The sequence below is a fragment of the Streptomyces sp. NPDC111507 genome (assembly GCF_055638955.1).
Genome location: NZ_JBVKBU010000003.1, coordinates 434,441 through 448,306, shown reverse-complemented (window position 1 = coordinate 448,306; position 13,866 = coordinate 434,441). Strand labels below are relative to the sequence as shown.

The 13,866-nt window shown below is 71.6% G+C and carries 13 protein-coding genes and 1 pseudogene; 5 read left to right on the top strand and 9 right to left on the bottom strand.

Annotation, left to right across the window (positions count from 1 at the left end):
- Positions 1–353: 353 nt before the first annotated feature.
- From ACZ7M2_RS14680 to ACZ7M2_RS14660, 5 genes and pseudogenes are all read right to left on the bottom strand, one after another.
- Positions 354–1,121, bottom strand: a complete 768-nt coding sequence (locus ACZ7M2_RS14680) for a hypothetical protein (protein WP_471595535.1) — start codon at positions 1,119–1,121, stop codon at positions 354–356.
- A 60-nt stretch (positions 1,122–1,181) separates the two neighbouring features.
- Positions 1,182–1,463 (bottom strand): hypothetical protein, encoded by a 282-nt coding sequence (locus ACZ7M2_RS14675; RefSeq protein WP_471595534.1) that lies wholly within the window; start codon positions 1,461–1,463, stop codon positions 1,182–1,184.
- A gap of 12 nt (positions 1,464–1,475) precedes the next feature.
- Positions 1,476–1,763: a hypothetical protein gene (locus ACZ7M2_RS14670; protein ID WP_471595533.1), complete on the bottom strand. Its 288-nt coding sequence runs from the start codon at positions 1,761–1,763 to the stop codon at positions 1,476–1,478.
- 898 nt (positions 1,764–2,661) lie between these two features.
- The gene (locus ACZ7M2_RS14665; RefSeq protein WP_471595532.1) at positions 2,662–2,868 is read right to left on the bottom strand and encodes a hypothetical protein; all 207 of its coding nucleotides are present in this window, start codon (positions 2,866–2,868) and stop codon (positions 2,662–2,664) included.
- A 35-nt stretch (positions 2,869–2,903) separates the two neighbouring features.
- Positions 2,904–3,134, bottom strand: a pseudogene (locus ACZ7M2_RS14660) (Rv2578c family radical SAM protein); the annotation flags it as partial.
- Between the two features lie 149 nt (positions 3,135–3,283).
- On the opposite strand from ACZ7M2_RS14660, the gene ACZ7M2_RS14655 reads away from it, so the two are divergent.
- The 4 genes from ACZ7M2_RS14655 to ACZ7M2_RS14640 all read left to right on the top strand — a co-directional run bounded on the left by ACZ7M2_RS14655 (position 3,284) and on the right by ACZ7M2_RS14640 (position 9,824).
- Positions 3,284–3,727, top strand: a complete 444-nt coding sequence (locus tag ACZ7M2_RS14655; RefSeq protein ID WP_471595531.1) for an SRPBCC family protein — start codon at positions 3,284–3,286, stop codon at positions 3,725–3,727.
- A 184-nt stretch (positions 3,728–3,911) separates the two neighbouring features.
- Positions 3,912–6,302, top strand: coding sequence for an MFS transporter (locus ACZ7M2_RS14650; protein ID WP_471595530.1), 2,391 nt, complete (start codon positions 3,912–3,914; stop codon positions 6,300–6,302).
- Positions 6,303–6,497: 195 nt separating this feature from the next.
- The gene (locus ACZ7M2_RS14645; protein ID WP_471595529.1) at positions 6,498–8,954 is read left to right on the top strand and encodes an ATP-binding SpoIIE family protein phosphatase; all 2,457 of its coding nucleotides are present in this window, start codon (positions 6,498–6,500) and stop codon (positions 8,952–8,954) included.
- A gap of 141 nt (positions 8,955–9,095) precedes the next feature.
- Positions 9,096–9,824 (top strand): class I SAM-dependent methyltransferase, encoded by a 729-nt coding sequence (locus tag ACZ7M2_RS14640; protein ID WP_471595528.1) that lies wholly within the window; start codon positions 9,096–9,098, stop codon positions 9,822–9,824.
- Between the two features lie 68 nt (positions 9,825–9,892).
- Here ACZ7M2_RS14640 and ACZ7M2_RS14635 read toward each other — a convergent pair whose 3' ends face one another.
- The 4 genes from ACZ7M2_RS14635 to ACZ7M2_RS14620 form a co-directional block, all read right to left on the bottom strand.
- Positions 9,893–10,591 (bottom strand): hypothetical protein, encoded by a 699-nt coding sequence (locus ACZ7M2_RS14635; RefSeq protein ID WP_471595527.1) that lies wholly within the window; start codon positions 10,589–10,591, stop codon positions 9,893–9,895.
- Between the two features lie 65 nt (positions 10,592–10,656).
- On the bottom strand, positions 10,657–12,570 hold the full coding sequence (locus ACZ7M2_RS14630; RefSeq protein WP_471595526.1) for a hypothetical protein: 1,914 nt from the start codon (positions 12,568–12,570) through the stop codon (positions 10,657–10,659).
- An 80-nt stretch (positions 12,571–12,650) separates the two neighbouring features.
- Positions 12,651–12,869 (bottom strand): hypothetical protein, encoded by a 219-nt coding sequence (locus tag ACZ7M2_RS14625; RefSeq protein ID WP_054230284.1) that lies wholly within the window; start codon positions 12,867–12,869, stop codon positions 12,651–12,653.
- Between the two features lie 108 nt (positions 12,870–12,977).
- Positions 12,978–13,193: a hypothetical protein gene (locus ACZ7M2_RS14620; protein ID WP_254649600.1), complete on the bottom strand. Its 216-nt coding sequence runs from the start codon at positions 13,191–13,193 to the stop codon at positions 12,978–12,980.
- Positions 13,194–13,423: 230 nt separating this feature from the next.
- Here ACZ7M2_RS14620 and ACZ7M2_RS14615 point away from each other — a divergent pair, with 230 nt between their 5' ends.
- On the top strand, positions 13,424–13,819 hold the full coding sequence (locus ACZ7M2_RS14615) for a helix-turn-helix domain-containing protein (protein WP_351438890.1): 396 nt from the start codon (positions 13,424–13,426) through the stop codon (positions 13,817–13,819).
- The last annotated feature ends 47 nt before the right edge of the window (positions 13,820–13,866 follow it).

Below are 13,866 nucleotides of genomic sequence, written 5' to 3'. Positions count from 1 at the left end.
CCACGCACCTGCGGCGCGTACCGGCGAAGACCGTCTGCCTCTTCGAGTCCACCACCGGAGACTGTGCGCGCCACCGGAACATCACCACTGCAACAGCATCAAAATAGTGGGCAGTTCCGCGGCGCACGGCTCACGCCCCCTCCGCCGACGGCGGTACGGGGCTGGCAGGTCGTTGAGACCACTGACGTGCCCTAACAGTCTGTCAGACCCTTTGCAAATCACACAACTTGCATGCAAGAAGCGCATAGAACTACAAGATCACCAATGTACGGATGCTTCCGCACACCCACACCGGCCGGTGAACCCCCGCTGTTCCCACCGGAGTTGCCACACCGGCACATCGCAGCGGGGGATCAGGCCGGGGCGGCCTGTAGTGCCCGGTGGGGACCGGAGGGGCCGGGCGGGAGAGCAGGGGCCGGGCTGCTGCCGGTGCCGGACGGACCGGAGGTCGTGCCGTCGGAGAACTTGGCCTGGAGCAGGACGAGTCCGCCGTCGCTGACAGCGAAGGCGTCGATCCCGGTGTCAGGGGCGGTGTCGTTGCGGCGGGCCCGGCCCCGGGCGGCGGCGAGGCGGGTGAGGCCGGCTGCGAGGACCGAGAACTGGTCGGCGGGGTCGAGCCTGGTGAACGCGCGGCCGATGGTGGTGGCCGCGCCCGACTGCTGCCAGGACTGGTCCACGGCGGCGTGCCGGAACGGCTCGTATGCGACGGGGCGGTCCGGTGTGCTCGGCCAGGTGCCGTCGGCGGGCTGGGTGACGGGCAGGGACATGCGGCTCTCGCTGGTCCACCACGAGCCGCGGGTGGTGTGGCGGGGGACGGGCGCCGGCTCGGGATTCTCGGCCCGGGCGGCGGTGTGGATGTGCTGCCATGCCGCCTGCCACAGGCCCATGCGGCGGGGATGGATGCCGCAGCCGCGCAGGAAGGCCGCACACTGTTCCCAGGTCGCGACCTGGGCCTCACGCAGGGTGATCCGCCACGGGGTGGTCAGCGGCAGGAGCAGGGCCCCGTCGGCTTCGTCGGTGGTGGCGCGCTGCTGCAGGACGCGCAGGGCCGGGGCGCCGGCGCGTTCGTAGGCGGCGACGAGCGCGGCGTCGAAGTTGGCGGGGGTGCGGATGCTGCGCACGGCCGGGGCGTGCAGGTCGGCGAGGAAGCCGTGCTGTTCGGCGCGGGCGGCCCGCCACGGCTACAGCGCCTGCAGCTCTTCCTCGGCCGTGGCGCCGCAGGGGCGCACGTAGGCGGTGACGACACGTTCCGAGGGCAGGTCGTGGCCACCGGCCGCCCGTTTGAGGCTGTTCTGGCAGACGACGGAGGTGTCCTCCAGACGGGCGGCTTGGGCGGCCCGGGCGGCGAGCTCTCGGAAGGGGAGACGGCACCGGTCCTTGAGCGCCCGCAGGAGGACGGTGAGGCGCGTGTGGTGGCGCGAGGTCCGGGAAGAGCCGGGGCGCCGGGACTGGGGCGAAGTCATCGACGCCGCCTCCTACTTGCCGCGGGGCTCGGCGTGGGCGGCCGCGCGGACGACGGCCGCCGCGAGCGCGGTGAGCAAGTGCCGTCCGCCGCCGGCGGCGGCGATGGTGCCCGCGCCGATCGCACCGCACCCCGCGAGCAGGGTCAGGACGTCGTCGACGGGCATGCCCTGCAGGGCGAGACCGGCGCCCAGGACCGGGAAAACGGTGACACCGGCGACCTGCACGGGCGTGAGCACGCGCACCGGGGTACGGGGCGGCTCGGACTCGGGCGCGCTCGCGCCGGGGTGATGCGTGGACATGACGGGGAGATCCTCCTGACCGGTGGCCCGGCCGCCGGCCCCGCGAACGGGAGCCGGCGGCCGGGTGGGAAGGTGCTACTGGCCGCAAACCGGTATCGCGGGAAGGCAGTTGACGGCCGCCGGCCCTCCGGTGGCGACGAGCATGGCACGCCCCACCCCCGCCCCGCCCGCCCAGAAAACCCCTTAAGGCCGGAATGCCGGTTTGTGGGTCCGGAGATGTTCCAGGTAGGTGCCTAGACCGGGTGCACCCCGCCGCGGCGCTCCCACCCGCGGTGGCCAGCACGTCGTCCGTCCGGGCCTGGCGGCGGCGGTCCGTTCACGTTCCAACCTGCCTTGCCCCCTCCGACATGGCAGCGTGATGCTGCATCACAACCGGTCGTCGGTGCTGTGTCGGGGCCAGGCCGAACGGTCTGGCCCCGACACAGCACGCCCCCCGGTTCCCTGACCCGCTACTGGCCGCAAACCGACGCGACACAGGGAGGCTGGCCGCACAGCACGGTGACACGTGCCCGCACCGCCCGCCGGTTGACCGGCACCCACTGATCCCTGCCGATACTGGTGAAAGGGGCGGCGGTCCGGCACGAGGCCGCCGCCGACGCGGGCCCAGGTCGAAGGAGCGCGGTGTCCGCGGTCCTCTACAGCGAGGCCCCGGGGGACGACCGTCGGCGACTCCCCGTCGGCGAAGAGCACGACGACACAGACGGCCTGCGCTGACCTGAGCGCACACACGGAAACGCCCCGGTGAGCGTCAGAGAAGTCACAGGGGTCGTCTGGGCCTCGCGGGGCGATTGTGCGCAGGCTGGTTCCGCGTGGCCTGTACGGGCCGGTGCAGGACTACCTCGACGGCGTCGTGGGCGACCGGCGCGTTCCTGAAGTGTGGCTGCTGCTGGTGTGTCGGTTACAGGCGCTTGGCTGTGCGGTCGCGCAGCAGCAGCCACTGACTCGCGTCGGTGCCGCCTGAGCGCGCAGCCGGTCCGTGCAGCAGCACGGCGTAAGCCGTCCTCTCCACCTTGTCCGGGGCGGCATACTGGTCTGGCGCCTCTGGGGTCGGGAATGACCCCGTCATGCCTTTCCAGGCCTTGTCCGCGTTCGGAGTGCTGAGCATCGGCCCTCCCGGGCTCAATAGGGTCACGCAGTGAAGTACAAGCACGCGTGTGTGCAGCCCCGGTAGGGGTTGACCGTCCACTCGAAGGGCATGCGCGAGGCCCCCGGTACCCGGTTCACGATCGAGCGGGCGCGGATCTCGTGGAAGGTGATGCCACGGAACTCCGGGGTGTCGAACGTACGGGTGGTCACCGCGTCCGCGCCGAACAGCGCGGCGTCCCGGGCGCGGTCCCCGGCGGGGTCCGCTGTGAGGTTGTCCCAGCGCATGACGCCTCCTCGATAGCACTGGCCACAGAATAGAACACATGTTCCCTTGATCGTGCGACCGCAATTTCGGGGCCCCGATTTGGGGGGTCGGGCCGCCGGGTGGTTGGCTTGCCGCACACCCCGAGTCACCAAGTGCTGGAGGAAGTGCAATGGCGCAGGTCGAGGCCACGACGGAGCGGGTCATCGCGGCGGACGCGGAGGCGGTGTTCGACGCCCTGGCCGACTACAGCGGCACGCGCGCGAAGATGCTGCCCGAGCACTTCAGCGAGTACGAGGTGCGCGAGGGCGGCGACGGCGAGGGCACCCTCGTCCACTGGAAGCTCCAGGCCACCAGCAAGCGCGTGCGCGACTGCCTGCTCGAGGTCACCGAGCCCACCGACGGCGAGCTCGTCGAGAAGGACCGCAACTCCTCCATGGTCACCACCTGGCGGGTCACCCCGGCCGGCGAGGGCAAGTCCCGCGTCGTCGTCACCACCGTCTGGGACGGCGCGGGCGGCATCGGCGGCTTCTTCGAGAAGACCTTCGCGCCCAAGGGACTCGGCAGGATCTACGACCTGGTGCTCGACAAGCTCGCCACCGAGACGCAGAAGTAGCCCGGACCTACGCCTCTTTGACGGCCGCACGGCCCAAGAGGCAACTCTCCGGGGCGCGTTGTCACCCTCACCGGTTCGAGTGGATCTCCTCGCGACGCGGCGGTACGCCGTAACTCGTCGCGCTTGCTCACAGTTGTCGCGATAAGCGGGAATTGTGCGGTGGGCGCGACGAGGGGAGCGGTACGTGGGCGGGATCACTCTGGTGCAGAACGAACCGGCTGCCGCGCCGCCGCGGCACTCCCCTCCACCGGCCCCAGGGACCGCCCGGCTGGGCCCGCGCCAGGTACGGCTGGTCTTCTTCGGGCTCATGCTCGCGCTGCTGCTCGCCGCCCTCGACCAGATGATCGTGGCCACCGCGCTCCCGAAGATCGTCGGTGAGCTGCACGGCCTGGGCAGGATGTCCTGGGCGATCACCGCCTATCTGCTCACCTCCACCGTCGGACTCCCCGTCTACGGCAAGCTCGGCGACCTCTTCGGCCGCAAGGGCGTCTTCCAGTTCGCGATCGTCGTCTTCGTGGCCGGTTCGGCGTGCTCGGGACGCGCCCAGAGCATGGACCAGCTGATCGCCTTCCGTGCGATCCAGGGCGTCGGCGCGGGCGGCCTCATGATCGGCGTGCAGGCGATCATCGCGGACATCGTGCCGCCTCGCGAGCGCGGCCGCTTCATGGGCCTGATCGGCGCCGCCTTCGGCCTCGCCTCGGTCGCCGGGCCCCTCCTGGGCGGCTATTTCACCGACCACCTCTCCTGGCGCTGGTGCTTCTACATCAACGTGCCGTTCGGCCTGCTCACCCTGGCCGTCGTCACCGTCGTGCTGAAGCTGCCCAGGCCCCCCGCGCGCGGACGCGTCGACGTACTCGGTGTGCTACTGCTGGCCGCCGCGTCGACCTGCCTGGTCCTGCTGACCAGTTGGGGCGGAACCGAGTACGCCTGGGGCTCACGGGTCATCATGGGGCTCGGCGCGGGCGCGCTCGTCGCGACCGTCCTCTTCTTCGTCGCCGAGCGCTTCGCCACCGAACCCCTCATCCCGCCAAGGCTGTTCAAGGACGGCGTCTTCAACATCACCGCCCTGGTGGGGCTCGTCATCGGCGTCGCACTCTTCGGAGCGGCCAGTTATCTGCCGACCTTCCTGCAGATGGTCGACGGGGCCAGCGCCACCGGGTCCGGACTCCTGATGCTCCCCATGATGGGCGGCATCGTCGGCGCCTCCGTCGTCTGCGGACAGCTCATCAGCCGCACCGGCCGCTACAAGATCTATCCGGTCCTCGGCAGCGCCCTGTCGGTCCTCGGCATGTGGCTGCTGTCCCGCCTCGAGGTCGACACACCCCGCCTCCAGTACAGCGTCTGGATGGCCATCCTCGGCGCGGGTATCGGCATGGTGATGCCGGTCCTGGTCCTCGCCGTGCAGAACTCCGTGCGCCCCGCCGACCTCGGCACCGCGACCAGCGCCAACAACTACTTCCGGCAGATCGGCGGCAGCGTCGGCGCCGCCATCTTCGGCACGCTGTTCGCCCACCGGCTCTCGGACGCGCTCGCCGACCGCCTGCCCCAGCGCGCGGGCACCGGCCTGCCCGACCCCGAGTCCCTCACCCCGCAGCTCGTCCACTCCCTGCCCGGGGCCCTGCGTGACGCCTACGTCCGCGCCTACGCGGACGCCATGCCGCGGATCTTCCTGTATCTCGTCCCGGTGCTCGTCCTGGGCCTGCTCATCGCCTGCTTCCTCAAGGAGAAACCGCTGGTGTCCCACAACGCCCCCATCGCCGACCCGGAAGCCCCACGGGTGAACGCCCCGATCCCGCAGGCCCGTTCGTCCCACACCGCCGGGATCCCCGTCTGCGGCACCGTGCAGCACCCCGACGGGACCGTCGTGCCGCGCGCCGCGCTCACCCTCATCGACATCGCAGGACAGCAGATCGGGCGGGGCGCCAGCGGCGAAGACGGCCGGTACGCGCTGTCCACGCCCGGATCGGGGTCGTACGTCCTGATCGCCGCGGCCGGCGGCCACCAGCCGCAGGCCGTCTCGGTGACCATCGGCGAGCGCCCCGTGGAACTGGACGTCGTCCTCGGCGGCGCGGGACGCCTCGCCGGGAGCGTGCTGACCGCGGACGGCAGCCCCGTGCGCGACGCCACCGTCACGCTCACCAACGTCCACGGGGAAGTCGTGGCCACCACCCGCAGCGGACGCGAAGGCGGCTATGTCATCACGGAGTTGGTGGCGGGTGAGTACACCCTCGCCGCCAGCGCGCCCGCGTTCCGCCCGGCCGCCCTCCCTGTCAGCGTGCAGGCCTCGCGCGAGACCCGTCAGGACGTCGAACTCGCGGGCGGCGCCGTGCTGCGCGGCACCGTGCGGGCGGGCGGCGGCCGGCCCGTCGAGGACGCGCGGGTGACGCTCCTGGACGCCGCGGGGAACGTGGTGGACACCCTCACCACCGGTGCGGACGGGGCGTTCCGGTTCGTCGACCTGTCCTCCGGCGAGTACACCGTCATCGCGGCCGGGTACCCGCCGGTGGCCACGGTGCTCCAGGTGGCCGGGGGCGGCAGGACCGAGCGGGATCTGCAGTTGGGGCACGAGGACTAGGAGGGCGAGGACCGGCCGAGTCCGTCGGCCGCCGGTCGTCCGTGGCTGGTCGCGCCGTTCCCCGCGCCCCTCGCGGGGCGCCGAAGGCGCCCCCGGGCGCAATTCGCGTAATGCCACACATCGCAACCGGCCGTGGTCGTACCGTGGGTCGTGGCGGAACAGATCTTGCGGACTCGGGAAAAGAGGGCCTGAGCCATGGACCATGGCACCGAGACGGGTTCGCTTCCTGGCCCCTCGGCCGGGAACGGCGTGGTGGAGCACACCGACGCCGGGCGTATCCCGCTGGCCGTGGTCGTCGTCGATCGCGACGGACTGGTGTCCCACTGGAGCAAGGGCGCCCGGCGTCAGTTCGGCGTGCCCAAGGAGGACGCGGTGGGCCGCCCCGCCGTCGACCTGCTCCCGGTCTCCGGCGCGCTCCCCGAAGAGGACGAGATCGCGCCCTACGGGGCGTACGCGGCGTACGACGGACTCGGCCCCGGCCTGGAGTCCTCCCTCGGCGGACGGTTCTCCTACCCGGCGGCCGGACGCGCCCGGCTCACCGTGCCCGAGCGGGACCGTGTGGACGTCCTGTGGTGGGCGTACCCGCTGGTCGGCCCCGGGCCGGAGCGGCTGCTGGTGCTCGCCGCCGACGCGGACGCGCTGCGCCACGAGGACGAAGAGGTGGCCGTCGAGCGCATCGCGCCCGGCTTCGCGCTGCACACCGACTTCCCCGGCGCCGAGGAACTGGCCCGGGCACTGCCCGAGATCCTGCCCAGCATGAGCGTGAGTGAGGGCGCCCGCATCGTCTCCCAGGTCCTCGAACTGGGCTACCCCGTCCTGGAGTTCAGTCAGAACGACCGGGTGCCGGTGACTCCCGACTGGGGCGTGCCCCGGCGCGCCGAACGCAAGGCGCGCCGTGAGCGAGCGGCGCGCGCGGCGGCCACCGGCGAGCTCCTGCCGCAGGAACTCCAGGACGAGGAGGGCGAGGACCTCGAGTACGTCGCCGTCCGCGAACACCTGGAGTTCCTCAACGAGGTCAGCGGGCGCATAGGTACCTCGCTCGACCTCGCGCAGACGATCCTCGAGGTCAGCCGGGCCGTGGTGCCGCGCTTCACGGACGTGGCGGGCACCTATCTGCGCGAACAGGTCGTCGCCGGCGAGGGCTTCCCCGACGGGGTGCCCGACACGACCACCATGTGGCACCGCGTCGCCCTCGAACACACCGACGAGCCGGGCCGCTGGGACGACGTCGTGCCGGTCGGCGAGGCCATGCCGTTCCCCGCGCACACACCGTTCTTCCAATGCATGACCACCGGTGAACCCGTCCTCGTGCCGCGCATCAGCGAGCAGATGGGGCACATGATCGCCGCGCAGTTCGAGAAGCGCGACATCAGGCCGCTGATCACCAACCGCTCCATGCTGGTCGTGCCCCTGAAGGCCCGCAACGTGGTCCTCGGGTTCATGATCCTGCTGCGCCACCCGGAGCGCGTCGAGTTCAACGACATGGACCGGGCCACCGGCGCCGAACTCGCGGCCCGCGCGGGCCTCGTCCTCGACAACGCGCGCATGTACACCTACCAGGAGAGCGTCGCCGAGACCCTCCAGGACAGCATGCTGCCGCACATCGCGCCCCGCATGGCCGGCTGTGACATCGCCACCCGCTATCTGCCCGGCACCCTGCTGGGACGCGTCGGCGGCGACTGGTTCGACTCGGTGAAACTGCCCGGCTCCCGCACCGCCCTCGTCGTCGGCGACGTGATGGGCCACGGCCTCAACTCGGCCGCGATGATGGGCCAGTTGCGTACGGCCGTGCAGACCATGGCGGCGCTCGACCTGCCGCCCGCCCAACTCCTGCGCAGCCTCGACGATCTGGCCCAGCGGCTCGGCGAGCACTACCTCGCGACCTGTCTGTACGCGGTCTACGACCCCCTCGCCGGCGAGCTGCAGATCGCCAACGCGGGCCACATCCCGCCCGTCCTGGTCCGAGCCGAGGACGGCCACAGCGAACTGCTCGACCTGCCGACCGGCGCGCCCATCGGGGTCGGCGGCGTGCCCTTCGAGGCGGTACGCGTGCGGGTGGCACCCGGCGACCGGCTCGTGATGTGCACCGACGGCCTGGTCGAGGTGCGCGGCGAGGACATCGGCGTCGGCCTCGCCACACTCTGCGAGTCCGCCGCCCACCCGGCCGCGTCCATGGACGACGCCTGCGACACGATCATCCGCTCCCTCAACACCCGTGGCGGCCGCAAGGACGACGTGGCCCTGCTGATGGCCCGGCTCAACGGCATCGAACCCGAGGATGTCGCCGAGTGGCGGCTCTCGCTCGACCCGGTCGAGGCCCGTCGGGCCCGCGCCGTGGTCCGCGAACAGCTCCACGACTGGGGCCTGGCCCGGCTGGCCGACCCGGCCGAGTCGATGGTCAGCGAGCTGGTGACCAACGCCGTACGGCACGCGCACAGCGACCGGATCGAACTGCGGCTCGTGCGCGGCGACACCCTGCTGTGCGAGGTGGCCGACGACGACCACACCCTGCCGACGCTGCTCAGCGCGAGCCCCGGCGACGAGTTCGGCCGCGGTCTGCGTATCGTCAGCACACTGGCCCGCGAGTGGGGCACGAGCCGCACCAGCGCCGGTAAGACCGTGTGGTTCGAGCTGACCCTGCCGAGGCGCTGACCCGGGGGCGCGTACCGGCGTACGCGGATCGAAATGAACCGTGCAGGAATGCGCCGCAGGCTTGTCGACGCACGCCCGGCGCGATAGACCGATCCCGCCCGCCATCCTCGGCGGGCCGCGGTGGCGACCTGGGGAGCGGGCATGAGCGTGACACATCGGTACAGGGAGGCCTGGGAGGGCTTCTGGCGCGAGGCCCCCGACGAGCAGGGAGCCGTCTTCTGGGACGCGGACCCCGCACTGACCGCGGGCGTCCACCTTGCCCTCTTCGAGCCGTACCTGTCGGCTCACGATCTGCCGGTCGTGGACCTGGGCTGCGGCAACGGCACCCAGACCCGCTTCCTGGCCGACCGCTTCCGGCATGTGGTCGGTGCCGACCTCTCGGCCGCCGCTCTCGAGCACGCCCGCCTCGCCGATCCGGCGGGCCAGGCGACGTACCGGCTGCTCGACGCGGCCGAGAAGACCGAGGCGCAGACCCTGCACGCGGAGCTGGGCGACGCCAACGTCTATATGCGGGGCGTGCTCCACCAGTGCGAGCCGGACGACCGCCAGCCGCTGGTGGACGCCCTCGCCACCCTGGTGGGGGAGCGCGGCCGGGCCTTTCTCGTCGAACTCTCCGAAGCCGCCCGGCCGGTCCTGATGGGCCTGGCCCGGGGCTCCGACGGACCGCCGCCCAAACTGGCCCCCATCTTCCGGCACGGCATCGCGCCCGGCGAGGTGTCCGACGACGCGGTCCCCGACTACCTTGGCGCGGCGGGCCTCACCGTCCTCGCGAGCGGTGAACTCCCTCTCGTGACCACCGAGTTCACGGCCGAGGGCGCGCGGATCGAGCTGCCGTCGAAGTGGCTGGTGGCAGGACGCACAGCCGGCTGAGCCGCACGCACGGGTACGGCGTCACCTGCCGGTCGGTGACGCCGTACCCCTTCATGGTGGCCGTTGGGTCAGTGGCCGGGCCAGCCGTCCAGGTGACGGTGGACCGCGACGGCGGGCGCGTCCGGGGCCTTCGGCGCGCCTGCCACCGCGTCGTGCAGGACGTCGGTGACCTCCGCGGCCAGCGAGTCGGCCCGCGTCTTGAGGTCGGCCGCCGGGATCTTGGACCGGGTCAGGTCGTCCAGCCTGCGATGGATGTCGGCGAGCTTGCGCTGCGCGGTGGCGTCCAGGGTGAACGGACGGGCGGTGGACACCACGAACTGGTAGGCGCCGGCGAGGGTTTGGCAGCCGTCGCAGTGCTCGTTGGTCGCGTCGCTGAGGTTCACCGCGTTCAGGTGGGTGTTCTGGCCCGCCAGCGTGACGATCTGGAAGGACAGTGCGACCGACCGGCAGTGCGCGTCGACCGAGCAGCCGACGGAGACGGCGCCCGCCTGGTTGCGTACACCCACCGCCTTCGCCGTGCCGAGCTGCCGCACGGTGAAGGAGTCCTTGACCTGGGTCGGATGCGCCCGGTCGGCGCGACTGAAGGTGTGGTCCTCCGCGACGGCGTGGCGGGCGACCGAGCCCGCCGCCGCGGTGGCGGCCTGGGCCGGGACAGCCGCGGCGATACCGGCCGCGCCGGCCGCGAACAGGCCTATGCGCATGGCTCGTTGGGAGAGGCCCCGGCCTGCCGGGCGAGGCTTGCGGTGCGTGTTGGGATGGATACTCACATGGGTCTCCTGCGGTCGTGGTTCGGCGGGACGACGGCCACCGGGCCGGTGATCGCCGAGGGCGGTCACGGGGTGGCCGGGCTCGGTGCGCCGGTCGCGCTGACGGATTCGGTCGGCGTCGGCGGATCCGTCGAGGGCGCCGGTGCGGACGACGAGACGGACGGCGACGGGCCGGTCGGCTCGGACGGACCCGCGGACGGACCGGCCGAGACGGAACCCGTCGTGCCCGGACCGCCGCCCGGTGTGGTCGGCTTCGTGGACGGGGAGGCGCCGGGTGACGTGGAGGCGGAGGCGTCCGCGCTGGGCGAGGCCGACGCGCTCGGCGCGGTGGTGGCCGTGGAGCCGGGGGACGCGGCGCCGGACGGCAGGGCCGCCGAGGTGTCGGACGGTGACGTGTGCGGCCGGGGCGCGGTCGCGGGCCGGGCGGGCGGCTCGGCCGTGGACACGCCGGGCTGGAGGATCGGCGCGATCGGCGGACGCTTCGGCAGTGGCTCGGGTGTCACACCGGACACCCACGCGTAGCTCAGCGAGCCGAGGCCCAGCAGTGCCAGCGCGCACAGTGCCACCCGCAGCCGGGGCTTGTCCGCCGTCGACCGCTTCGCGGCGCGGAAGACCCGGCCGCCCATCTTGACCGACAGATAGACCACGCCGGCCATCGGGCACAGCAGCATGAAGCAGCCGATCACGCCCATCAGGGCCGCGGCGATCTGACCGCCCGCGAAGGCGTCCCCGGTGCCCACGACCTGGTCGGTGAGCGAGCGGACCATCGTCGCGACGATCCGCGGCAGGTTCCACAGCGCGTACCCGAGCTCGCCGATCAGCAGCGGCACCATGGTGAGGACCCAGGTGGTGATGATGGTCCTGGACGACTTCTTGAGCCCGACGACCTCGGCGCGCGCCGCCTTGCCGCGCCGGCCCGGCACCGTGCTGAGCAGAATCGGTTTGATCTTGCCGTAGAGGTCCGGGACGCCGGCGAGGTCGCCCAGGATGTAGTAGCCGTCCAGCCGGACGGCCGGCATCAGCTGCTCCAGGATCTCGAAGTGTCCGAGATAGACCGTGGCCAGGAAGAACTGCTGCCCGGTGGCGAAGTACGCGCCCGCCATGCCGAGCATGAAGACGACGTTGAAGTACACCCCGCCCAGGTCGGTACGGAGCCGTCCGGCCCGGCCGATCCGGTAGATGTCCGTCACGTCGGTGTACATGGACGGCCAGATGAGGAAGAGCCCGCAGCCGATGCAGCCCGGCCGTGCGCCCCCGTATCTGCACGCCGAGGCGTGGCCGAACTCGTGGAAGACCAGCGAGGCCACGGTGAGCGCGAACACGACGAGCATCAGGACCGGCTGGTCGAGGACCTGGAGCACGGGTTCCACCGCGCCGAAGAAGCCGAACAGCCAGACGTCCATGGCCACGGCCGCCGCCAGCGTCAGCACGACCACCGTGGGGCGGTGCAGCCAGGCCAGCGAGCGGGCGATCCGGCCCGCCCTGCGCTCGTTGAAGATGATCCGGTGCCCCTTGAGGGCGAGGAGCAGGTCGGAGCGCGGCGCCGAGACCTCGTCCTCCTCCTTGCCCTCCGGCACGGTGACGCCGAGCGGGTCGAGTTTCTCCTCGACCAGGAATCGCACGTTGTCGGCGCTGAGCTCGCGGCCGTAGCGGGCGCTGACCCGGTGCGAGATGGTCTCGATGTCGTTCACGCCGTCGATCGCGGAGGCGACCAGGTACAGCAGCCGTGACAGCTGCACGACCTGGCCGTCTCCGCGGCGCGCGATGTACTTCGGCTCGGTGAAGCCCGAACCCTGGTACTCCCCGTGCAGTTTGAGCCCGGAGCTCAGCCGAGGCACCGGCAGCGCCTCGACGCCGGCGCCGACAACCGGCAGGCTTCCCGTGGCGAACTGCTCGTAGGTGACCGGGATTCCCCCCGGCCCCGGCACCGGCGACCCGGTGTCGTACAGCAACGCGGGCCCGTCCCCCAGTGCCGTCATTTCTGGTCCTTCCCCCCCAAGGGCGGACCGCGCCCGCCCCCGGGCGCGGTCCGCCGAACAGCCGTTGTGCGCGGCGGGTGTTACTGCGTGACGTTGATCGCCTGGTTGGCGCTGGACTCCGCCACCGACCAGCTGGAGTGGTCGTTCAGAGCGGCCGACTCGTTGTGGGCGCTGATGTTGGCGACGTGCTTGGTCACGTTGGTGGTGCGGCCGAAGCTGAACTTCAGGCGGCCCAGGGCCTCGCGGCCGGGGAGCAGCTCGGCGGACTCGGACTGCAGCTCGTTCATGTCCATGCTCATGGGATGTCCTTTCGGGACGTGGTTCGTTGATGCGGGTGTGGTGAGGGCACAGAGGCGGATGCGGGCGAGCATCCGGTGACGCGGAGGCGGGCGAGCCTCCGATGCCGATTACTGGTGGACGTTGATGGCCTGCGAGGCGCCCGACGACGCGTCCGACCAGCTGGAGTGGTCGTTCAGGGCGGCCGACTGGTTGGAGGCGTCGATGTTCGCGACGTGCTTGGTCACGTTGACGGTCTTGCCGAAGCTGAACTTCAGCCGGCCGAGGGCCTCGCGACCCGGGAGCAGCTCAGCGGTCTCGGTGTCGAGTTCACGGTTGTCCATCATGATCAATTCCCCCTCAGGGATGGGCATTTCCGATCGGACAGAGGCTGGTTCCCCCCAAACTCTGTCCAATCTGGTCGGACGTGCTGTCCAACGAGATTGGACAGTAGTAGCCCTGGAGCTCGCCGCGCAAGCGGTTCGGGGAAAGACTTCTGGGGTCGGAGCGAAGCCCCCCGTAGAATCGATCCCGCTTGGAAGAGTTCCGCCCGGCGGCGAGCAGGAAGTGACCATCGGTGGCCAACGCACTGCAGCAGATCATCAGAGATCGCCTCGACCGCGAAGGCTGGTCCTACGGCGAGGTGGCACGTCGGGGCGGCATTCCGCGCTCCACCGTCCACCACTTGGCCACGGCCGAGCGGGTGGTGCGCATGCCCCAGCCCAGCACGCTGGAAGGACTGTCCAAGGGGCTTGGACTGTCGTTGGACACCGTGCGGCGGGCCGCCGCGGAGGCGTGCGGCATCCATGTCTACGCGGCCGACGCCCCGCCCGCCGAAGGCGCGTCCGGCGCGCCGGCCGACCCCGAGGTCGACCTGCTCATCGCCAGCGTCCAGCAACTCTCGGCCGACGACCGCCGCCATGTCGCCGCCCTGGTCGAGTCCTTGTTGGGCCGCGACGCGCGACGCGGCTAGGGCCTGTCTGACAATTCGCGTCGGATCGGACCGCGGTGCGAGGCGTC